Raw genomic sequence first — 24,220 nt, forward strand, 5'->3', positions numbered from 1 at the left:
TCAATCGTGCTGCCAGGCCCTGCGCAACGTTGCCAGGGCCTCGGCAACGGCCGTCTCGGGTACGGCGGCAAAACCCAGCACCAGGCCGGCGCGCTGGTCTGCCGGAGTGGTGGAGTGCGCCAGCCAGTAACTGCTTAAACCATTGACTTCGACGCCCACGGCACGGGCCTGCTCAAGCAGCTGTTGCTCGCGGGCCAGGCTGTCCACGCGCACGGTCATGTGCAGCCCTGCAGCGATAACGGGCAACTCGCCCACCCCCGGCAGACCACGCGGCCACCCGGCGAGCAAGGCATTGCGCCGGCTCAATGCCGCGCGCCGCATCCGGCGGATATGCCGCTGGAAGTGCCCGGCCGCCATAAACTCGGCCATCACCGCCTGGGTACTGACTTCCGAGTGGCGCATATCCACCGCACGGCGCCGTGAGAAAGCATCAACCAGGCCTGGCGGCAATACCAGATAGCCCAGGCGCAAGGCCGGGAATGCGACTTTGCCGAAGGTACCGACGTACAGCACGCGGCCGCTGCGGTCCAGCGCGGCCAGCGGCGCCAGGGGTGCGCCGCTGTAGCGGTATTCGCCGTCATAGTCGTCCTCCACGATCCAACCGCCGGTGCGCTCGGCCCAGGCCAGCAACTCCAGGCGCCGCGCCAGGCTCATCACCACGCCCAGCGGATATTGGTGGGAGGGCGTGACATAGGCCAGGCGGCAATCACCCAAGGTATTCAGGACCTGGCAATCGATGCCGTCGCTGTCCACCGGCACGCCCTGCAGGTTGGCACCGGCCAGTGCGAACGCGTGCCCGGCGGCCCGATAGCCCGGGTTTTCCACCGCTACCCCATCGCCTGGCTCTACCAGCAGCTGTGCACAAAGGCTGATTGCCTGTTGTGCACCGCTGGTGATCACTATTTGCTCAGCCGTACATTGCATGCCCCGTGAGCTGCGCAGGTAAGCGGCGATCAGGCCGCGCAGGCGGCTGTCACCCGCCGGGTCGCCATAGCACAGCTGCGCCAGGTCCGGCTTGCGCCAGAACGCCCCGTTGAGCTTGGCCCAGACCTCGAAAGGGAACAGATCGAAGGCTGGCACGCCCACGCGAAATGCCTTGGGCGGCCCCGACGGCGGCTGTGGCAAATGGTTACTTTGCACGCGCCCCAAGGCCGGCCTGTGGATAACTTCGCCGTCGAGATCTTGCGGCAAATCCATCCACTTTGTGGATAAGGCTGGGGATAACCTTGTTGATAAGCCTGTGGATACTTTTGTGGATAGTTTTTTTGCCGTGGGCAATTGGGCGACATAGGTGCCATCACCCACACGGCCTTCGACAAACCCCTCGGCGTACAACTGATCGTAGGCGCGCACGACGCTGTTGCGGGAAATCAACAGCGCAGCGGCCAGGTCACGGCTGGCGGGCAGGCGCGTACCGCTGGCCAGGCGCCCATCCAGCACGCGCTGACGCAGGGCTTCATAAAGCTGGCGCGTCAGGCCTTGGCGACGATCCAGCTCGATACCGGCAGGGTTGAAGGACAGCGGCGGCGAAATGGGCGACATCATATTGGACCTATGAAATTGGCCGAAGATGGCTCTTACAACGAACCATTAGCCTGCCTAGGATGCAGGCATTCGCCAAGGAAAATATTCATGTACACACCACGCGCTTTTGCCCTCGACGACTTGCCCGAAATACAGCAACTGATCCAGCACACACGCCTGGCGCAGTTGGTCACCTTTGGCGATCAAGGCCTGCAGGCCAGCCACTTGCCGCTGCTGCTCAATCCCGACGAAGGCCCCAACGGCACGCTTTACGGGCACCTGGCCAAGGCCAATCGGCAGTGGCAAGACCTGCAAGACGGCAGCGAGGCTTTGGTGATCTTTGCCGGCGCCGAGGCCTATGTCAGCCCGGGGTTTTACCCGGCCAAGGCTGAGCACGGCAAAGTGGTGCCCACCTGGAATTACATCGCGGTGCATGCCTATGGCAAGGCCGAGGTGTTTACCGATGCCGAGCGCCTGCTAGGCGTGGTCAGCGCCCTCACTGACCGCCACGAGGGCAATCGCGCCCAGCCCTGGAAAGTCAGCGACGCCCCGGCTGATTACATTGACGGCATGCTCAAGGCCATCGTCGGCTTCAGCCTGCCGATCGAACGCCTGATCGGCAAACGCAAACTCAGCCAGAACCGCAGCGCGGTGGACATCGCCGGCGTGCGCGACGGCCTGGCCGCCAGCGCCGATATACGCGACCAGACCCTCGCGCGCTTTATTCCCCAAGGAGTTTCAGAATGAGCCAGATCGAGATCCGCCCGGTCACCGCAACCGACCACGCCGCCTGGCTGCCGCTGTGGCAGGCGTACTTGACGTTCTACAACACCGAACTGCCGGACGCCGTCAGCCAAAGCACCTGGCAGCGTCTGATCGATGCCCATGAGCCGACCCACTCCGCGCTGGCCTGGCAGGATGGCAAGGCGGTGGGCATGGTCAACTTCATCTACCATCGTTCCAACTGGAGCATCGAGAACTCCTGCTACCTGCAGGACCTGCTGGTGGACCCGGCCCAGCGCGGCACCGGTGTCGGCCGTAAACTGATCGAGTTCGTCTACGCCACTGCCAAGGCCGACGGCTGCTGCAAGGTGCACTGGCTGACCCACGAGACCAACACCACCGCGATCCAGCTCTACGAGCGCATCGCCGAACGCCCTGGCTTCATTCAATTTCGCAAAGGTCTTTAAGGAGCGCAGCATGTCCACTTCTCTCGCCGACTGGAAAGGCGCCCCGGCGCCCACCGCGCAACTGCTTGAAGGGCGCTTTATCCGCCTGGAAAAACTCGACCCGGCCCGCCACGCCGCTCAATTGTGGCAAGCCCTCGAAGGCCCCGGTGCCGACCCCAAGTTGTGGGATTACCTGCCTTACGGCCCGTTTGCCGAGCGCGCCGCGTTTGATGCGTGGTTGAACAACCATGCGGCGAACAGCGACCCGTATTTCTTCAGCGTGGTCGACCGTGCGTCCGGCCAGGTGCAGGGCATCCTCAGCCTGATGTCCATCGTCCCGGCCCAGGGCCGTATCGAAATCGGCCATGTCACCTTCGGCGCGCCGATGCAGCGCTCACCCAAAAGCACCGAGGCGGTGTATCTCTTGGCCAAATACGCGTTCGAACAGGGCTACCGCCGCCTGGAGTGGAAGTGCAACAACGGCAATGCCCGCTCCAAATATGCGGCTGAGCGGTTGGGGTTCAGTTTTGAAGGGGTGTTCCGCCAGCATATGGTGGTGAAGGGGCAGAACCGCGATACGGCGTGGTATTCGATCCTGGATTCGGAATGGCCGACGGTGGGTGCGGGGTTTGAGGCGTGGTTGTCGGAGGCGAACCAGGCAGGTTCCGGGCAGTTGAAGGGCCTGGCGGAGTGTCGCCGCCAGGCGCTTTAAGGCTTACCCCAGCTTCTGGGCCAGCACCGCAATGTGCTCCGGCCCGATCCCGCAGCACCCGCCCAAGTGGCTGGCACCGCGCTTTTTCCAGTCCGCCGCCCACTGCAGGTAGCCCGGTGGGTCGAGATCCTCGCGCAAGGGGTCCAGGCCGTCGTTGGCCGTGGCTTCCTTGGGCTGTGGCGGGAAGGCGTTGGCGTAGGCACCGATCTGAATCGCCACGCCCAACCGTTCGAAGGTTTGGCGTGCGGCATCGATCGCCGCGCCGATTACTTCCGGCTGGCTGCAATTGAACAGTAACACTTGCACACCCAACTGCGCCGCCGCTTCGGCCGCGTCCGCCACCGGTTCGCCGGAACGCAGGCGCGGTACTTCGTCGGTGTCTTCGTCTTTCAAGGTAAACGACAGCCAGAACGGCTTGCCATCCTTCGGCAGGCCCGCATGAATCGCCCGCGCTTCGACGATTGAGCTCTGGGTCTCCGCCAGCCACAGATCGACATGGGGTGCCAGGCCCTGTACCAGTGGCGTCAACAGCTCAGATACGCGCTGCGGCTCGAACAGATCAGGCCGATACGAACCAAACAGCGGCGGCAACGAGCCGGCCACACGCACGGCCTTGCCCGAAGCCTGCACCGCCCGTCTGGCCAATTCACCCGCCAGCGCCGCCAGGGCCTGGCCTTCGGCAGCAAAGCGCGCCTCGCCGATATGGAACGGCACCACCGCATAGCTGTTGCTGGTAATCACGTTGGCGCCACTGTCGATATAGGCCGCATGCACCGCCTCCACCGCCTGCGGTGCTTCGCTCAATGCCAGCGCCGACCACTCCGGCTGCCTGAAGGGCGCACCGCGGCGTTGCAGTTCACGGCCCATGCCGCCGTCCAGAATTACTGTGCTTACTGCGCCCATATGCTTTTTACTCATAAGCTTATGAAAATAACTCACTATGAGAGTCGTTCTTATAACTATTTAATACGTTCCGTTCGGTTCATAACAACCTCTTTTTTATTCAGGTGCCTCCTTGAAACTTAAACCGCTATTGGCCTTGGGCCTGACGATGCTTGCTGCCTCCACCCAAGCCTTTGGCGGCGCGACCCTGGACCGGGTTGAGAAGAAAAAAGAACTGGTGGGCGTGCTGATGGAAAGCTACCCGCCGTTCTCGTTCCTCAACGAGCAAAACCAGCTCGACGGCTTCGATGTCGATGTGGCCAAGGCTGTCGCGCAAAAGCTCGGTGTGAAACTACGCCTGGAAACGCCGTCGTGGGACGTGATCGCCGCCGGCCGCTGGAGCGGGCGCTATGACATCTGCATCTGCTCGATGACCCCGAGCAAGGCCCGCGCCGAAGTCTTCGACTTCCCGGTGGAGTATTACGCCTCCCCTGCCGTGATCGTGGTCAATGCCAAGGATGACAGCATCCACGGCGCCAAGGACCTGAGCGGCAAGAAAGTCGGCCTCACCAGCGCCTCCAGCTACGAGAGCTACCTGAACAAGAACCTGGTGATCGAAGGCGCCGAGGACACCCAGTTGCAGTACCCGTTCGAGAACGTGCAGATCGCCCCGTACGACACCGATAACGTCGCCTTCCAGGACCTCGGCCTGGGCGCAGGAGTGCGCCTGGATGCGATCCTGACCAACCTGGTCACGGCCCAACCGCGCCTGGACCAGGACAAACGCTTCAAACTCGCCGGCGCAGCGCTGTATGCCGAACCCAACTCGGTGGCCATCGAAAAAGGCGACGCCCAGTGGGACGCCAAGGTGCGTGAGGTGTTTGCCCAGTTGAAACAGGACGGCACCCTGAGCAAACTGTCGCAAAAATGGATCGGTGCCGATATCAGCCAATGAGTGTTCCCCCAAAACCTGCGCGCGCCCTGCTGGGCTTTCGCACGCGGCTTTACCTGACCTGGGCGGCGCTGTTCGCCCTGTTTGCCAGTTTCTTCCTGAGCTTTGACCTGAAGTTCTCGATCATTCTCGACAAGCTGCCCAACCTGGTCGGCCTGCACCTGGCACCCAATGGCTTCCTGCAAGGCGCAGCGCTGACGCTGTTCCTGTGCCTGTGTTCGATTGCCGCCTCGTCGGTGCTAGGCTTCATCACCGCGCTCGGGCGCTTGTCCAAAAGTGCCGTGGCCTTTGGTATCGCCAGCTTCTACGCGTCGTTTTTCCGTGGCACGCCGTTGCTGATCCAGATCCTGCTGATCTATCTGGGCCTGCCGCAGCTGGGCCTGGTGCCGGGCGCCATCGTCGCGGGGATCATCGCGCTGTCGCTGAACTACGGCGCGTATCTGAGCGAGATCTTCCGCGCCGGCATCCTGGGCGTCCCTCAGGGGCAACGGGAAGCCGCATTGGCCCTGGGCATGCGCGACAGTGCGATCTTCTGGCACGTCACCCTGCCCCAGGCCATGCGCACCATCGTCCCGCCGGCGACCAACCAGTTCATCTCCATGCTCAAGGACTCGTCGCTGATCTCGGTGATGGGCGTGTGGGAAGTGATGTTCCTGGCGCAATCCTACGGGCGCTCCAGCTACCGTTATATCGAGATGCTCACCACCGCTGCGATCATTTACTGGGTGATGTCCCTCGGCCTGGAACTGATCCAGGCACGCATGGAGCGGCACTATGGCAAGGGATATGCGAGGCGAGAGTGAGGTCATTGAAGTCACTATCGCCCTCAGGCTTACTGCGCCAATCGAGCTGAACTTTTATCGCATCGGACTAGAGACATCTCCCGCAAACACGCGGTGCTTGGCCTGACAGTTATCCCCCGGGTGCCCCGCTAAATTCCCCGCCTCATACATCAGGAGGTGGGTTTACATGCCACTCATTCAGAAACAACTCGTACTCGCCATCACGCTCGCGCTGGGGGCCACCTGTGCTCAGTACGCACAGGCCCGTGACGACATGGAACCCGACAGCGAGTGGTTCGAACAGATTGCGAAACATCACCAGAAAACTCATTTCGACCCGGCCACTCCCACCCCCGAAGATTTCTATTTCATCGACCGAGCCAACAGTCGTAACGGCCTGAGCGTTGCCCGCGTGCTGGACTCCGCAGTGGATGCCGCGCTGGCATCGGAGGAGTTGAGTGACTGGGAAAAGTACCAGCTTGAAAACTACGGGCTGTACTTGAGCAGCCTGGAGCCAGGTCGCTTGGGTACGCTGCTGGAGCAATTGGCCGGCAGCCAGAACGCCAACCTGGGCACGGCCACTCAAAACAGCATGAAACGCTTGCACGCCAGCCTGCTGACAGCCATACGCCAATTGGATAACCACACCGGTGAGGACGGCCGTGTCTGGCTCCAAGGCCTGGCCAGCAGCGGTGCCCTCGATGCCCAACACGGCAGCGCCGGCTTGAAACAAAGCAGCCAGGGCCTGTTGCTGGGTGCAGATGGAGCAATCGATGACGCCTGGCGGGTCGGCGTGGTGGGCGGCAAGTCTGGCAGCGACCTGAGCGCCCGGCATTTCAACGGTGAAGTGGACAGCTGGCACCTGGGCGCCTATGCGGTGCGCCAGGACGGTCCATGGGCTTTACGCCTGGGCGCGCTGTACAGCAGCCATTCCGGGCAGAACACGCGCAGTGTGGACTTCGACTTCATCGATTACCGCGAACGCCTCACGGGCAAGTACAAGGCCCAGAGCCAGAACGCATTCGCCGAACTGGGCCATCGGTTCGTCACCGACGGCTTGCATGCCGAACCGTTTGCCGGAATCGGCTTCCAGCGGTATCACCGTGACCGCTTCTCCGAGAAAGGTGGCCATAGCGCGTTGAACGTGGGCACCCAAACCCAGCAAAACCTCAGCAGCACCTTCGGCCTGCGCTTGAGCCGCGACATCGCAGTGGCCGACCGGATCACCCTCAAGCCGCACCTGAGCGCCCATTGGAAACACTTGTATGGCGACACCAACAGCCGCGTACGCCAATCCTTTGCCAGGGAAACCCGCGAGGACTTCAACAGCGCGTTCAGCATCGGCGGTACCTCGCTGGACCGAGATAATCTGGCCTTGCGCACGGGGCTGGACATGCGTCTTTCGGAGCACCAGACCCTGAGCATCGCGTACACCGCCGAAGTGGGCGACAACAGCCGCAACCATGGACTAATGGGCCAATGGCAAAGCGCGTTTTAAGACAGAAACTGAAGAACCTTCACACTCACACAGGTCTTGAAGGCTGACATTAAGCACCACTTTTTGCTCGCTACACTCCGGTCTCCTATACAAACGAGGCCGGAAATCATGATATCGACACTCTCGTTTTTCCCTCCCCTTGGTGCACTCTTCGCACAAAGCGCCAACGCCTTGGCCGAGGCTGCCACTCCGCACGCCGCAGCACCCGAGCCACACACCGCGCCTCCAACCACTCCGCGCTCGTTCGGGCACCCCGCCCGCCAGGCCTCAAATGGCCAGCTCGGCACCAATATTGTCAAAGTCATCACCACGCCTAACTCCCCGCGCCGCGACGGGATGAATATCGACGAGATCGCGCGCCTCACCCAAACCCCGTCCAACCTTGATAAGTCACACATCATCAAAGCCGTCGACATCGTCAACAGCCCGGGCGTGCACATCAACTCACCGGGTCATGGCCTGAGCAGCTCCGGGCTCACCTCTGTCTGGCTGGAGAATCGAGGAAGCATCACGGCCCAATCCGGCACGGGTATGGCCCTGAAGGGAGAAAAGGCCGATGAGGTGATCAACCATGGCCTGATTGCAGGTGGCAATGGAGTCGCTCTGGACATGGGCGGCGGTGACGACCTGTTGGTTGTCAAAAATGGCAGCCGCTTCAAAGGCGAAGTCGATGGCGGCAGCGGTACCAACCAGGTGGTTCTCGATGACACCAAAGGCGGCACGTTCGAAGGTGCGACCCGAATGCAACACCTGTGGGTCGGCAAGGGCGCCTGGGAACTGACCGGTGCACTGCACGACAATCGGCACGGCAAGGTGTACGGCGATGCTGCCTTGACCAACCGCAGCGTTATCAAGGGGACCCTGGATATTGATGCGGGCGGCAGCTACTCCGGCGGCACCGTCGACTCCCTTAATGTCGCGGGTACTCTGCTGCTCGATCCTGAAAATACACCACGGACCCGGATCTGGAAGGATCTGCACCTCAAACCAGGATCGACCATGGCGTTCAAAGTGGGCGCAGACCAAGCCCACTCCACGCTGAAAGTCGGCAATACGTTAACGCTGGATAACGCCACCCTGAAACTTGATGTACAACCGGAAAGTGAAGCACTGCTCACGCGCCAGCTACGTATCGCGGATGCGGCATCCATCAAGGGAACATTCAGCGCCGTTACCAGCAACCTGACCACCCTGGAACCTGAACTGCTCTACAAACCTGAGGGTATTTTTGTCGGCTTCAAGCGCAAGCAGAGCGCCGCACCCTCCGCTGACCATTAAAAAATTGGCAAAAAAAAGGGGGGCACCTGCCCCCCCGAGGATTAAACGGTAGTGTCGAAGGCTGGATCAGCCTTCGATTTCAATCAGGATTTCGCCAGGGTTCACCCGGTCGCCCTTGGCCACGTGAACGGCGGACACCTTGCCGGCAATCGCAGCCTGCACTTCGGTTTCCATCTTCATCGCTTCGGTGATCAGCACGGCCTGGCCGGCCTTGACCACATCGCCTTCCTTGACCAGCACATCGACGATATTGCCTGGCATCGCCGTGCTGACATGCCCCGGCTCGCTGGCCTGCTTGCGCTTGCTGCCGCCACCGCCGACGAATTCGTTGAGCGGTTCGAACACCACTTCTTCCGGCATGCCATCGATGGACAGGTAGAAATGGCGCTTGCCTTCGGCTTTCACACCGACACCGGTGATGTCCACACGGTAGCTTTCGCCGTGCACGTCGATGACGAACTCGGTCGGCACGCCTTCACCACCGGCACGGGCCACGCCGCCGGCTTCAGGGATAGGCAGCAGCACCTCAGGCGTCAGGGTGCCGGCGTCGCGTTCTTCGAGGAACTTGCGCCCGATGTCCGGGAACATGGCGTAGGTCAGCACGTCTTCTTCGGACTTGGCCAGTGCGCCGATTTCGCCGCGCAGCTTGGTCATCTCCGGCTTGAGCAGGTCGGCCGGGCGCACGTCGATCACTTCTTCGCTGCCGATGGCCTGGCGACGCAACTTCTCGTTCACCGTGCCCGGCGCCTTGCCGTAGCCGCCTTGCAGGTACAGCTTCACTTCGTTGGTGATGGTCTTGTAGCGCTCACCGGCCAGCACGTTGAAGAACGCCTGGGTGCCGACGATCTGCGAAGTCGGGGTCACCAGCGGCGGGAAGCCGAGGTCTTCACGCACGCGTGGAATTTCAGCCAGCACTTCGCTCATGCGGTTCAGAGCGCCCTGCTCTTTCAACTGGTTGGCCAGGTTGGAAATCATCCCGCCCGGCACCTGGTTGACTTGCACACGGGTGTCGACGGCGGTGAATTCGCTTTCGAACTGGTGGTACTTCTTGCGCACGGCATAGAAGTACAGGCCGATCTCTTGCAGCAGCTCCAGGTCGAGACCGGTATCGAATTCGCTGCCTTTAAGGGCGGCGACCATAGACTCGGTGCCCGGGTGGCTGGTGCCCCAGGCGAAGCTGGAGATCGCGGTGTCGATATGATCGGCACCGTTTTCGATCGCCTTGAGTTGGCACATCGCGGCCAAACCGGCGGTGTCGTGGGAGTGGATAAAGATCGGCAGGCTCTGCTCGGCTTTCAGCGCCTTGACCAGTTCACCGGTGGCGTACGGCGTCAGCAGGCCGGCCATGTCCTTGATCGCGATCGAGTCGCACCCCATGGATTCCAGCTGCTTGGCCTGGGCCACGAAGGCCTCGACGGTGTGCACCGGGCTGGTGGTGTAGGCGATGGTGCCCTGGGCATGCTTGCCGGCGGCTTTGACCGCTTCGATGGCCACACGCAGGTTACGCACGTCGTTCATGGCGTCGAAGATGCGGAATACGTCGATACCGTTGACGGCAGCCTTGGCCACGAAGGCCTTGACCACGTCGTCGCTGTAATGGCGGTAGCCCAGCAGGTTCTGGCCGCGCAGGAGCATTTGCAGGCGCGTGTTAGGCAACGCGGCACGCAGTTTGCGCAGGCGCTCCCACGGGTCTTCCTTGAGGAAGCGTACGCAGGCGTCGAAGGTCGCGCCGCCCCAGACTTCCAGGGACCAGTAGCCGACTTTATCGAGCTTGTCGCAGATCGGCAGCATGTCGTCGGTGCGCATGCGGGTCGCCAGCAACGATTGGTGGGCGTCGCGCAGGATGGTGTCGGTTACGAAGATTTTTTTAGTCATTGGAATGTTCCTCACAGGCCTGCGTGGGCGGCGATGGCGGCGGCGATGGCCAGGGCCAGCTCTTCGGGTTTGCGCTTGATCGAGTAGTTGGTCAGCTCAGGGTGGCTTTCCACAAAACTGGTGTTGAACTGGCCGCTGCGGAATTCCGGGTTACGCAGGATTTCCTGGTAGTAGGCGGCCGTGGTCTTCACGCCTTGCAGGCGCATGTCGTCCAGGGCACGCAGGCCGCGGTCCATGGCTTCTTCCCAGGTCAACGCCCAGACCACCAGCTTCAGGCACATGGAGTCGTAGAACGGCGGGATGGTGTAGCCGGTGTAGATCGCCGTGTCGGTACGCACGCCGGGGCCGCCGGGCGCGTAGTAACGGGTGATCTTGCCGAAGCTTGGGAGGAAGTTGTTCTTCGGGTCTTCGGCGTTGATGCGGAACTGCAACGCAAAGCCACGGTGCTGGATGTCTTCCTGTTTGACCGACAACGGCAGGCCCGAGGCGATTCGGATCTGCTCGCGGACAATGTCGATCCCGGTGATTTCTTCGGTGATGGTGTGCTCCACCTGCACCCGGGTGTTCATCTCCATGAAGTACACCTCGCCCTCGGCGAGCAGGAACTCCACGGTGCCGGCGTTCTCGTAGCCCACGGCCTTGGCCGCGCGCACCGACAGGTCGCCGATGTAGGCGCGCTGTTCCGGGGTGAGCTGCGGGCTCGGGGCGATTTCGATGAGCTTCTGGTTACGGCGCTGGATCGAACAGTCGCGCTCGAACAGATGCACCACGTTGCCGAAGCTGTCACCGAGGATCTGCGCCTCGATGTGCTTGGGATTGACGATGCATTTTTCCAGGAACACTTCCGCCGAACCGAACGCCTTGGTAGCTTCGGAGATCACGCGGGGGAAGGCTTGTTCGAGTTCTTCACGGCTGTTGCAACGGCGGATACCGCGACCGCCACCACCGGAGGTGGCCTTGAGCATCACCGGGTAACCAATGCGGTCGCCTTCGGTGAGGGCCTCGGTGATGTCGGCGACGTTGCCTTCGGTGCCGGGCGTGACCGGCACACCGGCCTTGATCATGCTGCGGCGGGCTTCGGTCTTGTCGCCCATGCGGCGAATCACTTCAGCCGAAGGGCCGATGAATTTGATTCCCCGTTCGGCGCAGATGTCTGCCAACTCGGCGTTTTCCGACAGGAAGCCGTAGCCGGGGTGCAGCGCATCGCAACCGGTTTCCACCGCCAGGTTCACCAGCTTGCGCGGGTTCAGGTAGCCGGCCAGCGGCTCGGCACCAATGCTGTGGGCTTCGTCGGCACGCTTGACGTGCAACGCATGGCGGTCGGCGTCCGAGTAAACCGCGACCGAGCGAATGCCCATCTCGGCGCAGGCACGCACGATTCGTACGGCAATTTCACCACGGTTGGCGATCAGGATCTTTTTTATCACTTGGAAATTCCCTTGAGCCGATTGCTGCGTTCTTCGACCCGCTGGAGCCGGGTCGGCGCGTGACTAAATGTTTCAAGCCAGTCGCAGCCACACACTAAGCCCGTGGAGGGATTAACAAAAATCAATAATTATTGGGTCGCTCATAAGTAAAGACTTATAGTTGGCCGGTCGACCTGGGACGAGAGGATTTAAATAATGCGTAAGTCGCTGATGCGTATGACATTGCGTCAATTGCAGATCTTCAATGAAGTGTGCGACTTGCGCTCTTACAGCCGCGCGGCCGAGGAAATGTCTCTCACCCAACCGGCCGTGAGCCTGCAAATTCGCCAGCTCGAAGAGCTGGTCGGCCAGCCGCTGTTCGATTATGTCGGCAAGAAGCTCTACATGACCGAGGCTGCCGAAGCCCTGCAACGGGCCAGCCGGGATATTTTCGGGCGCCTGGAAAACCTCGATATGCAGCTGTCGGACATGCAGGGTTCGTTGCAGGGCCAGCTAAAGCTCGCGATTGAATCCAGCGCCAAGTACTTCGTGCCGCACCTGTTTGCCGCGTTCAAACGCCAGCATCCCGAGGTGCAACTGCACCTGACCGTGGTCAACCGCGCCCAGGTGATCCGCCGCCTCTCCGACAACCGCGACGACCTGGTGATCATGTCCATGGTGCCCCAGGACATGGGCCTGGAATTCCTGCCGTTCCTCAACAATCCGATCGTGGCCGTGGCGCCACCTGATCACCCCTTGAGCCTGCAAGGGCCGTTGCGTTTGCAGGACCTGGAACCCTACACGCTGTTGCTGCGCGAACCGGGCTCGGGCACGCGACTGGCCTGCGAGGAGTATTTCAAGGAGAAACGCGTGCACTTCACCCAGACGGTGGAAGTGGCCTCGGCCGAGGCGCAACGTGAATGCGTATGCGCCGGCCTGGGCGTGGCCTTGCTGACGCGCCATGCGGTCAATATGGAACTGGCCACCGGCGGGCTCAAGGAGCTGCCGGTGGAAGAACTGCCGCTGTACCGCAGCTGGTGCCTGGTGCAGGCCAAGGCCAAGCGCCTGTCACCGGTGGCCCATGCGTTCCTGGGCTTTATCCGCAGCGAACGGGTGCAGATCAGCGCGTTGGCTGAACGTTTCGCTGGGCAGCCGCGGGTGCCTGCCAGTGGAGTTCCGGGTAGTCACTGATGCTCTGCTGCAGCTGGCGCTGGTCGCAGCGGTCTTCGATTGCGCGACGGAACGCCATGCGGCGCTGGTCTTCCTGTTGACGACGGGTCTTGACGGAGCTGTTGCTGTCTTCGTAGGGCCGGGCCATTTGGAGTCTCCCAATGCGAGTACGGGGAGTACAGGATGGGTTGTAGCGATGACGGTTTAACGGCGCGGGGGTTACAGGACGATGAATCTTCCGAATAGATAAACAATCCAAATGTGGGAGGGGGCTTGCTCCCGATTACGGTACATCAGCCGATTTCTCTTTGACTGACCCACTGCTATCGGGAGCAAGCCCCCTCCCACATTTTGAGCGTGTATGGCCCTGGATCAGTCGTCGAGGGCTTTGACGGACTTGGGCGACAACCGCAGGCTGCGCAAGCTGCGCTTGACGCTCTTGAGGTGGTTGACCAGGCTCGGGCCCCGCGCCATGGCAACGCCCATCGCCAGCACGTCGATCACCACCAGGTGAGCGATACGCGACGTCAGCGGGGTGTAGATCTCGGTGTCTTCGTGCACATCGATCGCCAGGTTGACCGTGGACAGCTCCGCCAACGGCGTCTGGCTCGGGCACAAGGTAATCAATGTCGCACCGCTTTCACGCACCAGGTTGGCGGTGATCAGCAGGTCTTTGGAGCGGCCCGACTGGGAAATGCAGATCGCCACGTCGGTCGGTTTCAAGGTCACCGCCGACATCGCCTGCATGTGCGGGTCGCTGTAGGCCGCTGCGGTCAGCAGCAGGCGGAAAAATTTGTGCTGGGCGTCTGCCGCCACCGCACCGGACGCGCCGAAACCATAGAACTCCACACGCTGGGCCTGGGACATGGCGGTCACGGCCTTTTGCAGCTCTACCGGGTCAAGCTTCTCGCGCACCTCCATGAGCGTGTGCAAGGTGGTGTCGAAGATTTTCAGGCTGTAGTCGGCGACGGAATCGTCTTCGTGAATCGCAAACTGGCCGAAGCTCGCGCCGGCGGCCAGGCTCTGGGCCAGCTTGAGCTTCAAGTCCTGGAACCCGGAGCAACCGATGGCGCGGCAGAAGCGCACGATAGTCGGCTCGCTGATGCCCACGCTGTGGGCAAGGTCGGCCATGGAACTGTGCATCACGGCCGCAGGGTCAAGCAGCACGTGATCGGCAACCTTGAGTTCCGATTTGCGTAACAGGTGGCGCGACTGGGCGATATGTTGCAACAGGTTCAAAGGGCAGGACTCTTGTTATTGGCAGGGCCAGGGATGTAGCAAGCTTGTAGTTATACTACAAGAATTGCCGTTTTGCCCGCCCGATGCATCACTAAATCGCCCTGATGCCCTTTGAATCAGCGGGCAGCTGCCTTGTAGCCATAGGGGCGTGCGGACTGTCTTCAGGGAAAATCTGCATTGTTGCGTAACAAATCTGCCAGCCCTTCGGCCTCCATCGGCCGACTGATCAGGTAGCCCTGCACCTCATCGCATCGTTCTGTACGCAGGAAATCCAGCTGCTGCTGATCTTCCACGCCTTCGGCCACCACTTTGAGCGCCAGTCCGTGCGCCATCGCAATGATCGCTCGGGTAATGGCGGCGTCTTCCCGCCCCTGACCGAGGCCGCGGATAAAGGTCTGGTCGATCTTTACGTAATCCACAGGGATACGCTTGAGGTAACTGAGGGATGAATAGCCGGTGCCAAAGTCGTCGATGGCCAGCTTCACGCCCAGGTCGCGCAGTTGCTGGAAGGTCGCAATGATGTGTTCAACACTGTCGAGCAACTGGCTCTCGGTCAGTTCCAGTTCGAGGTATTGCGGGTCCAGGCCGGTTTCTTCCAGTACCTGGCGCACCAGGCTGACCAGCTTGCCCTGGCGCAACTGGTGCACCGAGAGGTTCACCGACACGCGGATCGGTGCCAGCCCCTGGCGCTGCCACTCACAGGCTTGCCAGCAGGCCTCGCGCAGCACGAATTCGCCCAGCGGTACGATCAGGCCCGTTTCTTCGGCCAGGCCGATAAAGTCGCCTGGCGGCACCATGCCCCATTGCGGATGTTCCCAGCGGATCAACGCTTCGGCAGCGTTCAGCTTGCCGGTGGCCAGGCACAGTTTCGGCTGGTAGAACACCGTGAGCTGGCGCTCATCGATGGCTTTGCGCAGATGGTTTTCCAGCTGCAAACGCTCCAGGGTGCTGGCTTGCAGGCTGTCGGTGTAGAACTGGAAGTTATTGCCGCCCAAGTGCTTGGCGTGCTGCATGGCCATGTTCGATTGACTGACCAGCGCGGAAATTTCCCGCGCGTTATCCGGCAACAGGCTGATACCCATCGACGCACTCACCACCAACTCATGCCCTTCCACCGTCACCGGCACCCGCAGTTTGGCCAGTAGCCGTGTGGCCACCCGCGCCAGGCTCGACAGGTTGCCGTAGGCGTCGAACAACACGGCGAACTCATCGCCGGACAAACGCGCGATGGTGTCAGCCTCGGGCAAGGCATTGATCAACCGACGGGCCATTTTTTGCAGCAACTGGTCGGCCACTTCATGGCCCAGGCTGTCATTGAGCAACTTGAAGCGGTCGAGGTTGATATGCAGCAACGCCAGGCTGCGCCCGCCCTGGCGTACGCGCTGATGGGCCTCGCGCAGCCGTTCGCGGAACAGCGAGCGGTTGGCCAGGCCGGTCAACTCATCGTAGTGGGTGAGGTAGCGCATGCGCTCCTCGGATTCGCGCCGCGCCGATAGATCGGCGAAGAAGCCCACGATATGACTGACTTTTCCGCGAACATCGCGCACCACGTTCAGTTGCAGCCATTGCGGGTACAGTTCGCCATTCTTACGCGTTTCTACCAATTCGCCCTGCCAGGTCCCATGCGTGAGCAGCGCTTGGCGGATCACCGGGAAGTGGCGCCGCGCATCACGACTGCTGGGCAGCTCGACGACGTTGCGACCGAGCATGTCATCGATCTCAAAGCCAGTGACACGGCTGAAAGCCTGATTGACGGCGATTAATTTGTAGTCCGGATCAAGGATCACAATGCCTTCGCTGGCCGCCTCGAACACGGTCGAGGCCAGTCGCTGTTGCTCCTCCAGGGCTTTGCCGGCGCTGACGTCGCGGCGTGTGCCGAGCATTCGAATCACTCGCCCGCTCGGCGCGCGCTCTACGGCGCGACCACGGTCTTCGATCCATACCCAGTGACCATCGCCATGGCGCACGCGGTATTCCACCTGGTAATCCTCAGTGCGCCCTTTAAGGTGCTCCACCAGCGCCCGCTTGAGCAGCGGCAGGTCGTCGGGGTGCAGGCGCGGCTTGAGGTGGCCGAGCATGGCCGTGACGTACTCGGGCTCGAGGCCGAACAGCTCTTTGAGCTGGGTGTGATGAACCTCATCGGTTTGCAGGTTCCAGTCCCACAGGCCCAGCTCACTGGCTTGCAGGGCCATGGCCAGGCGCGCCTCGCTTTTATTCAGGGCCAGGCTGGCGGCGTCCAGTTCCTGGCTGCGTTGTGCCACGCGGTCCTGCAGGCCGATCTGCGCCTCACGTAGTTCCTGCTCAACCTGACGCCGCTGCTCGACTTCGCGCACCAGATCCTGATTCAGCTGCTCGCTGCGCTGCTGCGCCTGCTGCAGATGCTCGATCAATGCCTGGTTCTGGAAACGCCGCAGCAGCCCGCGCTGGATCAGGCGGTTGACCTGCCACGCCACCACGCTCAGGGACGCCAGCAGGATCAGGCCGAGCACACCCCAGCCCTGTTGCTGCGGGGCGCCATTCCAGAACAGATAGACAATCGCCGGCACCAGGCACGGCAAGGCAAAGGACAGGAACGCCGGAAAGCTCACTGCGTAGGCAACGCTGGCCGACAGCGTCGCTGCACCGATCAGGCCGAACACCCAGGCCTGCTGCATGAAGCTGTCCACCGGCACCAGGGCGATGGCTGCGGTGGCCAGGGTCAGTCCGCTGACCGCCGAACCCAGCATAAACATGCGCCGCCAGATGGGTTGGGCCTGACGACTGGGCATGGCCGAATCAAAGGCCGCCACCTGGATCACGCGCATCGCCACCAGGGCCAGCAGCCAGACCAGCCAGACGCTGTCCAGCAGGTATTGCCTGGGGTTCCACAGCAGCCAGGCGCAGACCAGGCCATTGACCAGCATTAATAAGGTGGGCAGCAACGAGCCCTGATAGAGCAGGCGTGTGCGCTCGACCGCCATCTCGGTAGCGTAATGTTTGCGGATAACCTGCGCGGGCGCCGCCGAGGGGCCGAGCAGGTCGGTGCTGAGAGTCATAGGCAGTGTTCTTATAATGGTGAGCCCGAAACGTCGACGGAGCATACACAAGCAAGCGCTTGGGCCAAACTGCTCCAGATCATAAAAGTCACCCTGTGAACAGCCGCAAACCTTGGTGCCAGACCCCTTGAGCGAGGCCCGGCGCGGGCTGTGGCCCATGACTTACCGGTCATCAGCCCTGCCAGAATGTTTGCCTGGCCGGGACCACGCGAGATGTTTTGCGTCGACCACCCGGCATTGGGATTTGCCCGAGCCCCCTTAGGCCCATAGAATGCGCCGATGCGCGATGATCTCTCTCTTTTGCTGAACTCCCTCAACGATGCCCAACGCCAGGCCGTAGCGGCCCCCGTTGGCCGTCAGTTGGTCCTGGCCGGTGCTGGCTCCGGTAAAACCCGAGTGCTGGTGCACCGTATCGCCTGGTTGATCCAGGTCGAGAACGCGTCCCCGCATTCGATCCTGTCGGTGACTTTCACCAACAAGGCCGCTGCCGAGATGCGCCACCGCATCGAGCAGTTGATGGGCATCAGCCCGGCCGGTATGTGGGTGGGCACCTTCCACGGCCTGGCGCACCGCCTGTTGCGGGCACACTGGCAGGAAGCGGGCCTGGCCCAGACCTTCCAGATCCTCGACAGCGATGACCAGCAACGCCTGGTCAAGCGCGTGATCCGTGAGCTGGGCCTCGACGAGCAGCGCTGGCCGGCGCGCCAGGCCCAGTGGTTTATCAACGGCCAGAAAGACGAAGGCCTGCGCCCGCAGCACATCCAGGCCAGCGGCGATTTGTTCCTGGCCACCATGCGCAGCATTTATGAAGCCTACGAGGCGGCCTGCGCCCGCGCTGGCGTTATCGACTTCTCCGAGCTGCTGCTGCGCGCCCTCGACCTGTGGCGCGACAATCCGGGTTTGCTGGCCCATTACCAGAAACGCTTCCGTCACATTCTGGTGGACGAGTTCCAGGACACCAACGCCGTGCAGTACGCCTGGTTGCGTCTGCTGGCCAAGGGCGGCGACAGCCTGATGGTGGTGGGCGACGACGACCAGTCGATCTACGGCTGGCGTGGCGCGAAAATCGAGAACATCTACCAGTATTCCGAGGACTTCCCGGACGCGGTCACAATCCGCCTGGAGCAGAACTACCGCTCCACCGCCGGCATCCTCAAGGCCGCCAACGCCTTGATCGCCAACAACACCGGGCGCCTGGGCAAAGAGCTGTGGACCGACGGCGGCGAAGGCGAGGCGATCAACCTGTATGCCGCGTTCAACGAGCACGATGAAGCGCGCTACGTGGTGGAAACCATCGAAAGCGCGCTGAAAACCGGCCTTGCCCGTAGCGATATTGCGATTCTGTACCGTTCCAACGCCCAATCGCGGGTGCTGGAAGAAGCCTTGCTGCGCGAGCGCATCCCGTACCGCATTTATGGCGGCCAGCGCTTCTTCGAGCGTGCGGAAATCAAGAACGCCATGGCATACCTGCGTTTGCTCGAAGGCCGTGGCAACGATGCAGCGCTGGAGCGGGTGATCAATATCCCGGCCCGTGGCATCGGCGAGAAAACCGTCGAGGCGATTCGCGACCACGCGCGCCATGCCGATGTGTCGATGTGGGAGTCCATGCGCCTGCTCATTGCCAATAAAGGCCTGACGGGGCGTGCTGCCGGGGCGCTGGGGGTGTTTGTCGAGTTGATCGAGAACCTCGCGGCCAAGTGTTCGGAAATGCCCCTGCACCTGATGACCCAGACGGTGATCGAGCAATCCGGGCTGATTGCCTATCACGAAGCGGAAAAAGGCGAGAAAGGCCAGGCCCGGGTAGAAAACCTCGAGGAACTGGTCAGCGCCGCCCGCGCGTTCGAAAACACCGAGGAAGACGAAGAGCTGACTCCGCTCGCCGCCTTCCTCGGCCATGCGTCCCTGGAGGCCGGCGATACTCAGGCCGATGAGCATGAAGACAGCATCCAGTTGATGACCTTGCACAGCGCCAAGGGCCTGGAGTTTCCGTATGTGTTCCTGGTGGGCATGGAAGAAGGCCTGTTCCCCCACAAGATGAGCCTGGAAGAGCCCGGCCGTCTTGAAGAGGAACGCCGCCTGGCCTATGTGGGCATCACCCGCGCAATGCAGAACCTGGTGATGACCTACGCCGAGACCCGACGCCTGTACGGCAGCGAGACCTACAACAAGGTATCGCGCTTCGTACGTGAAGTGCCGAAGGGACTGATCCAGGAAGTGCGCCTGTCCAACAGCGTCAGCCGCCCGTTCGGCGGGGGCCAGCAGCAGAACTCCAGCAACATGTTCGCCGGTTCCGAGATTCCGGAAACCCCATTCAGCCTGGGCCAGCAGGTCAGGCATGCGATCTTCGGCGAAGGCGTGATCCTCAACTTCGAAGGCGCCGGAGCCCAGGCACGGGTGCAGGTGAACTTCGCCGAAGGCAGCAAATGGCTGATGATGGGCTACGCGAAGCTCGAAGCGGTCTGAAACATTTGCCAACATGAAGGTTATTGGCCCGCCCTTGTTTTTAACGAGCGCGGGCCAATATCTGTAATACGTCCTACAGACCATTCTGATTCGGTCTTACGCAAAAGCCCGAAACATTATGTCGCTAGCCACTGTCACTACACCTGTGCAACATGGCGCGCGTGCAATCCACAAATGGGAATTCCCTTTATGAAACGTTTTCTTAGCATCGCCATGGCGTTGTGCATCGGCCTGACGATGAGCCTCGACGCCAACGCCAAACGCTTCGGTGGCGGCAAAAGCTCGGGCGCGGCGCCGACTCACCAGACCAGCCAAATGGCTCCATCCGCCGGTGCCGGCGGTGCTGCCGCTACCGCAGGCGCAGCCGGTGCTGCCGGCGCCGCTGCCAAGGCCGGCGGTGCTTCGCGCTGGTTGGGCCCTCTGGCCGGTATCGCGGCCGGTGGCCTGCTCGCTTCCATGTTCATGGGCGGCGGCTTCCAGGGCATGCAGATCTTCGACATCCTGATCATGGCGGTCATCGCCTTCCTGGTCTTCCGTTTCATCGCCGCCCGTCGCCGCAAGCAGCAGGAGCAAATGGCTCCGGCCGGCGCGCCGATGCAGCGTGAAGTGTTCGAGCAGAAGCCAGCCATGGGTTCGATCTTCGGTGGTTCGGCAGCGCCTGCCGCAGCCCGCCCGGTGATCAACGCACCGGCGTGGTTCAACGAAGAGCGTTTCGTCGAAGCGGCCCGCAGCCACTTCCAGTCCCTGCAGCAGCACTGGGACGCCAACGAAATGGACAAGATCTCCGAGTTCGTGACCCCGCAACTGCTGGAGTTCCTCAAGCGCGAACGCGCCGACCTGGGCGACGGCTTCCAGTCGACCTATATCGACGACCTGCACGTGCAACTGGAAGGTGTGGATGATCGCGCCGACAAGACCATCGCAACGTTGACCTTCAGTGGCGTGTCGAAGACTTCGCGTTTCGACCAGGGTGAAGTGTTCAGCGAAAGCTGGAACATGGAACGTGCCCAAGGCGACAACCAGCCATGGCTGGTCGCCGGTATCCGCCAGAACGGCTGATACCCACGCGCTTGACCAAGCCGTAACAAAACCCCGGACCTGTCCGGGGTTTTCTATTTCACGGTTGCACTTATGGCGAGCTACTGTATAAAACGCCCCTATAAACCGCGCCATCAGCAAGAGGATCCCGGCCGTGGAAGAAATCATCGAACAATTGCGTGAAGCCAATGAACCGGTTCCGGTTCCTCTGGAGTTGCCTGACGAAGATCAATTGGTGGAAATCGAGGAACAGCTGTTCATCGACATCCCGTTTGTCTTTCGTGAATTCCTGCTGACCGTCAGCGATGTGGTGTACGGCAGCCTGGAGCCGGTGACCGTCACCGACCCGCAATCCCACACCTACCTGCCGGACGTGGCTGCCAACGCCTGGGATGCCGGTGTTGACCGCAGCATGATCCCGATCTGCCAGGACGGTGACGATTACTACTGCGTCGAAGAAGACGGCACCGTGGTGCTGTGGTCCGGCGAAGAAGAACTCGTCACCGAAGAGACCTGGGAATCGGTGTGGCACTGGGCGCGGGACGTCTGGCTGGAAAGCTGAGACCTGACCCCCGTGGCGAACGGGCTTGCGGTGGTGAGCGGGCTTGTCCCGCGCCGGGCCGCATAGCGGCCCCCACTAGTGTTCCGGCGTATCCTTATGGTTATCCAGCGTCTCCAGCAAGGCGACCTGCATCCGCGTATGCACACGGATGAACCATCGCCAGAGCACGGCCGCCACCGCCGCCGTGACCACGGCAATCAGTACCAGCAACTTGTTGGTCGGCAGAATACTGGCCGACAAGGCTGCCAATAGCACAAAGATCACCAGCAGCGACAAAATCGGGATCAGCTCCGCAATCACCCGTCGCACACGCTGGGTATGTCGCCCGGCCATTTCCGGCTTCACGCTCATCTCCGCCAGCAACATCGACAGCGCCTTGAGCTTGCGGTACGCAGCAATCAGGAACGGCAGCGACAACAGCAATGCCCCACCCCAGATCAACGCCTTCTGCCAGCTTGGATCACTGATCCAACCTTCCAGGTACCCACCAATGCGCACCGCGAAAAAGCTTCCGGCGAAGAAAATCGCGATCACCAGCGCCAGGTTCACACCCACCTGCAGGATGATCTTGCGGATCATCGACGCCAGCATGACGCCCTCGCCTTGCGGCTGAATACTGCGTAACCATTCGCCGTACATGCCAAACACCCGGCTCATACGCTTGGGCATCACGGCGGCGATCTTCAATGACAAAGGGTCGGCGCCGCGAATCAGGTACGGCGTGAGCAGCGTAGTGATCGCCGAAACGGCCACCGCCACCGGATACAGGAAGTCGCTGGTCACCTGCAAGGTCATGCCCAGCGCGGCGATAATGAAGGAAAACTCGCCAATTTGTGACAGCCCCATGCCTACCCGCAGTGAGGTACGACCATCATTGCCGGCGATAAAGGCACCCAGGCCGCAGGACAGCATCTTGCCCAGCACCACGGCCACGGTGATCACCGCGATCGGCCAGGCGTATTGCAGGAGGATCTGCGGGTCGATCATCAAGCCGATCGCCACGAAGAAGATCGCGCTGAACATGTCGCGAACCGGCTCGATCAGGCGCTCGATCTTAACCAATTGCCGGGATTCGGCCATGATCGCGCCGATCAGAAACGCCCCCAGCACCATGCTGTACTCCAGCTTGACCACCAGCAGGCAGAAACCGAAACACAGGCCCAGTACGGTGATCAGCAGCATTTCGTTGCTTTCGAATTTGGCCACGTAGGCCAACAGGCGCGGCACCAGCAAAATACCGATGACCAACGCGACGATCATGAACAGCGAGAGCTTGCCGACCGTGGAGAACACCTCGCCGGAGCTCACCGTACCGCTGACGGCGATGCTCGAGAGCAAGGCGATGATGCCGATGCCAAGGATGTCTTCCACAATCAGCACGCCAAAAATAAGTTGGGCGAAGCGCTGGTTTTTCATCTTCAGGTCATTGAGTGCCTTCACGATGATGGTGGTGGAGGAAATCGCCAGGATCGCGCCGAGGAACAGCGAGTCCATGGTGTTCCAGTCGAACCAGCGGCCAATCTCGTAGCCGATCCAGATCATCAGGATGATTTCCAGGAAGGCCGCGATAAACGCCGTGGCCCCCACCTTGAACAGCTTGCGCAGGCTGAACTCCAGGCCCAGGCAGAACATCAGGAAGATCACCCCCAGTTCGGCGAGGGTCTTGATGGTGTCTTCGTCGTGGATCAGTCCGAACGGCGGGGTGTGCGGGCCAATGATGAAGCCGGCGACGATGTACCCCAGCACCACGGGTTGCTTGAGGCGGTGAAACAGGACGGTGACCACCCCTGCCACCAGCATGATCACAGCCAAGTCCTGGATAAAGCTGATGGCGTGCATGGCGAGGGGCTCCTTGAGGGTACTGGCGCTTTTCCCACTTCCGCACGCGCCTTTGAAAAATCGCAAAATGCGGAAGGAAAAGTCTGCCTTTATCGTAAGAAATGCCCTGAGATGGGCTTTTGAAGGTTAACACCGCGACTTCCGCCGGAAAGCCGGTGCAATATATGGAAACAGATCGGTGAACGCGTGACGGCAAGCCGCCCACCGGCGTCCCGTAAGGGATGGCGCTGCAAAGATCCCAGCACCCGCAGAGGTGCCACCCAACCAATGCCTACAACCCGTGAGTGTGCTATGGAACCCGGAAACGCCCAGCTGTCGATGACGGTATTGATGACCCCTGACATGGCCAACTTCTCAGGCAATGTCCACGGCGGCACCTTGCTCAAGTACCTCGATGAAGTGGCCTACGCCTGCGCGAGCCGTTATGCCGGTCGCTATGTGGTGACGCTGTCGGTGGATCAGGTGATTTTTCGCGAACCGATCCATGTCGGCGAGCTGGTGACATTCCTTGCGTCGGTCAACTACACCGGCAATACGTCGATGGAAGTGGGCATCAAGGTGGTGACCGAGAACATCCGCGAGCGCTCGGTGCGTCATACCAACAGCTGCTTCTTCACCATGGTGGCCGTGGACGACCAGCGTAAACCCGCTGCCGTGCCACCGCTGCAACCCCATAACAGTGAAGACAAGCGCCGGTTCGTGCAGGCCCAGCAGCGCCGGCAGATCCGCCAGGAGCTTGAGAAGCGCTACCAGGAAATCAAGGCTGACGCGCTGTAAGTCCAACCAAAAAATGTGG

20 protein-coding genes are annotated in these 24,220 nt (G+C 61.4%); 12 read left to right on the plus strand and 8 right to left on the minus strand.

Annotated elements, in window-relative coordinates:
- Positions 1-1,542, minus strand: a complete 1,542-nt coding sequence (gene pdxR / locus PspCFBP13509_RS06980; protein WP_065926885.1) for a MocR-like pyridoxine biosynthesis transcription factor PdxR — start codon at positions 1,540-1,542, stop codon at positions 1-3.
- A 90-nt stretch (positions 1,543-1,632) separates the two neighbouring features.
- On the opposite strand from pdxR, the gene PspCFBP13509_RS06985 reads away from it, so the two are divergent.
- From PspCFBP13509_RS06985 to PspCFBP13509_RS06995, 3 genes are read left to right on the plus strand one after another with little or no spacing between them, the layout of a single operon-like run.
- Entirely contained in the window at positions 1,633-2,271 is a 639-nt protein-coding gene (locus tag PspCFBP13509_RS06985) for an FMN-binding negative transcriptional regulator (protein WP_137211733.1), read from the plus strand.
- A complete protein-coding gene (locus tag PspCFBP13509_RS06990; protein WP_065946483.1) occupies positions 2,268-2,714 on the plus strand; it encodes a GNAT family N-acetyltransferase in 447 nt (148 codons plus the stop codon). The genes PspCFBP13509_RS06985 and PspCFBP13509_RS06990 overlap by 4 nt, the downstream gene beginning before the upstream one ends.
- 10 nt (positions 2,715-2,724) lie before the next feature.
- Complete coding sequence (locus tag PspCFBP13509_RS06995; protein WP_065926761.1) at positions 2,725-3,405, plus strand: GNAT family N-acetyltransferase; 681 nt, start codon at positions 2,725-2,727, stop codon at positions 3,403-3,405.
- Positions 3,406-3,408: 3 nt separating this feature from the next.
- Here the strand turns inward: PspCFBP13509_RS06995 and PspCFBP13509_RS07000 are convergent, their stop codons facing one another.
- A complete protein-coding gene (locus tag PspCFBP13509_RS07000; RefSeq protein WP_027608227.1) occupies positions 3,409-4,308 on the minus strand; it encodes a homocysteine S-methyltransferase family protein in 900 nt (299 codons plus the stop codon).
- 112 nt (positions 4,309-4,420) lie between these two features.
- On the opposite strand from PspCFBP13509_RS07000, the gene PspCFBP13509_RS07005 reads away from it, so the two are divergent.
- The 4 genes from PspCFBP13509_RS07005 (at position 4,421) to PspCFBP13509_RS07020 (ending at position 8,797) form a co-directional block, all read left to right on the plus strand.
- Complete coding sequence (locus PspCFBP13509_RS07005; protein ID WP_065926762.1) at positions 4,421-5,242, plus strand: ABC transporter substrate-binding protein; 822 nt, start codon at positions 4,421-4,423, stop codon at positions 5,240-5,242.
- 29 nt (positions 5,243-5,271) lie between these two features.
- On the plus strand, positions 5,272-6,042 hold the full coding sequence (locus tag PspCFBP13509_RS07010; RefSeq protein ID WP_137211775.1) for an amino acid ABC transporter permease: 771 nt from the start codon (positions 5,272-5,274) through the stop codon (positions 6,040-6,042).
- Positions 6,043-6,208: 166 nt separating this feature from the next.
- A complete protein-coding gene (locus PspCFBP13509_RS07015; RefSeq protein ID WP_065926764.1) occupies positions 6,209-7,519 on the plus strand; it encodes an autotransporter outer membrane beta-barrel domain-containing protein in 1,311 nt (436 codons plus the stop codon).
- A 108-nt stretch (positions 7,520-7,627) separates the two neighbouring features.
- A complete protein-coding gene (locus PspCFBP13509_RS07020; protein WP_137211734.1) occupies positions 7,628-8,797 on the plus strand; it encodes a hypothetical protein in 1,170 nt (389 codons plus the stop codon).
- A 66-nt stretch (positions 8,798-8,863) separates the two neighbouring features.
- Here PspCFBP13509_RS07020 and oadA read toward each other — a convergent pair whose 3' ends face one another.
- Positions 8,864-10,672: a sodium-extruding oxaloacetate decarboxylase subunit alpha gene (gene oadA / locus PspCFBP13509_RS07025; RefSeq protein ID WP_065926766.1), complete on the minus strand. Its 1,809-nt coding sequence runs from the start codon at positions 10,670-10,672 to the stop codon at positions 8,864-8,866.
- Between the two features lie 11 nt (positions 10,673-10,683).
- A complete protein-coding gene (locus PspCFBP13509_RS07030) occupies positions 10,684-12,099 on the minus strand; it encodes an acetyl-CoA carboxylase biotin carboxylase subunit (RefSeq protein WP_027608221.1) in 1,416 nt (471 codons plus the stop codon).
- A 195-nt stretch (positions 12,100-12,294) separates the two neighbouring features.
- On the opposite strand from PspCFBP13509_RS07030, the gene PspCFBP13509_RS07035 reads away from it, so the two are divergent.
- A complete protein-coding gene (locus PspCFBP13509_RS07035; protein WP_027608220.1) occupies positions 12,295-13,269 on the plus strand; it encodes a LysR family transcriptional regulator in 975 nt (324 codons plus the stop codon).
- Here PspCFBP13509_RS07035 and PspCFBP13509_RS31650 read toward each other — a convergent pair.
- From PspCFBP13509_RS31650 to PspCFBP13509_RS07050, 3 genes are all read right to left on the minus strand, one after another.
- Entirely contained in the window at positions 13,199-13,396 is a 198-nt protein-coding gene (locus tag PspCFBP13509_RS31650) for a PA3496 family putative envelope integrity protein (protein WP_074848013.1), read from the minus strand. The genes PspCFBP13509_RS07035 and PspCFBP13509_RS31650 overlap by 71 nt on opposite strands.
- Positions 13,397-13,620: 224 nt before the next feature.
- Positions 13,621-14,487: a transcriptional regulator HexR gene (hexR, locus tag PspCFBP13509_RS07045; RefSeq protein ID WP_010168370.1), complete on the minus strand. Its 867-nt coding sequence runs from the start codon at positions 14,485-14,487 to the stop codon at positions 13,621-13,623.
- A gap of 161 nt (positions 14,488-14,648) precedes the next feature.
- Entirely contained in the window at positions 14,649-17,522 is a 2,874-nt protein-coding gene (locus PspCFBP13509_RS07050) for an EAL domain-containing protein (RefSeq protein ID WP_065946480.1), read from the minus strand.
- Between the two features lie 279 nt (positions 17,523-17,801).
- On the opposite strand from PspCFBP13509_RS07050, the gene uvrD reads away from it, so the two are divergent.
- The 3 genes from uvrD (at position 17,802) to PspCFBP13509_RS07065 (ending at position 21,585) form a co-directional block, all read left to right on the plus strand.
- The gene (gene uvrD / locus PspCFBP13509_RS07055; protein ID WP_065926768.1) at positions 17,802-19,985 is read left to right on the plus strand and encodes a DNA helicase II; all 2,184 of its coding nucleotides are present in this window, start codon (positions 17,802-17,804) and stop codon (positions 19,983-19,985) included.
- A gap of 189 nt (positions 19,986-20,174) precedes the next feature.
- The gene (locus PspCFBP13509_RS07060; RefSeq protein WP_074848015.1) at positions 20,175-21,044 is read left to right on the plus strand and encodes a Tim44 domain-containing protein; all 870 of its coding nucleotides are present in this window, start codon (positions 20,175-20,177) and stop codon (positions 21,042-21,044) included.
- A 133-nt stretch (positions 21,045-21,177) separates the two neighbouring features.
- Entirely contained in the window at positions 21,178-21,585 is a 408-nt protein-coding gene (locus tag PspCFBP13509_RS07065) for an SMI1/KNR4 family protein (protein ID WP_017739032.1), read from the plus strand.
- A gap of 75 nt (positions 21,586-21,660) precedes the next feature.
- Here the strand turns inward: PspCFBP13509_RS07065 and PspCFBP13509_RS07070 are convergent, their stop codons facing one another.
- Entirely contained in the window at positions 21,661-23,424 is a 1,764-nt protein-coding gene (locus PspCFBP13509_RS07070) for a cation:proton antiporter (RefSeq protein ID WP_137211735.1), read from the minus strand.
- A 291-nt stretch (positions 23,425-23,715) separates the two neighbouring features.
- On the opposite strand from PspCFBP13509_RS07070, the gene PspCFBP13509_RS07075 reads away from it, so the two are divergent.
- Entirely contained in the window at positions 23,716-24,201 is a 486-nt protein-coding gene (locus PspCFBP13509_RS07075; protein WP_003177014.1) for an acyl-CoA thioesterase, read from the plus strand.
- Positions 24,202-24,220: the final 19 nt, after the last annotated feature.

The organism is Pseudomonas sp. CFBP13509 (genome assembly GCF_005233485.1).
Classification (GTDB): Bacteria; Pseudomonadota; Gammaproteobacteria; order Pseudomonadales; family Pseudomonadaceae; genus Aquipseudomonas; species Aquipseudomonas marginalis.